This window comes from Pseudomonas sp. DCB_AW (assembly GCF_026240895.1).
Lineage (GTDB): Bacteria > Pseudomonadota > Gammaproteobacteria > Pseudomonadales > Pseudomonadaceae > Aquipseudomonas > Aquipseudomonas kermanshahensis.
The window spans coordinates 1-510 of record NZ_JAPFCE010000166.1; the positions used below are offsets into that span (position 1 = coordinate 1).

General features: G+C 59.8%; 1 protein-coding gene. It reads left to right on the plus strand.

Annotation, left to right across the window (positions count from 1 at the left end; all coding sequences use genetic code 11):
* Positions 1-510 (plus strand): immunoglobulin-like domain-containing protein (locus tag OO306_RS28080; protein WP_265970389.1); only part of this gene is annotated, 510 nt, incomplete at both ends.

Below are 510 nucleotides of genomic sequence, written 5' to 3' on the forward strand. Positions count from 1 at the left end.
CCTTCGGTCACCGAAGGCGGCGAGATCACTTACACCGTCACCCTGACCAACAAAGATGGTCTGCCGATCGATAACCACGCGCCGTTGTACTTCACCCTGAGTGACGGCAAAACGGTCATCACCGTTCCGGCGAACGGCACCACCGGTTCGATTACCGTGACCGCCCCGGACAACGTCTACACCGGCGCTAATCCACCGGTAGAGCAGAGCCTGCAGGCGGTCAGCGGTGCTGACGCCTGGAAGTTTGAAAACCTGGTTCTGGACAAGACCCCGGTCAGCACCACTGTCACTGACGAGCCGGGTACCCCTGGCAACGAAGGCGATGTAGTCAAGGTCACTATCACGGCTGACCAGGTTTCGGTTGCCGAGAACGTGAAGCCGACCTTCACCGTTCACATCAACACCGCGCTGGCTCACGACCTGGTCGTGACCCTGAGCAACAATGCCACCGTCACCATCAAAGCCGGTGAAACCAGCGCGCCTTACACCCACGAAGCACAGGGCGATGAC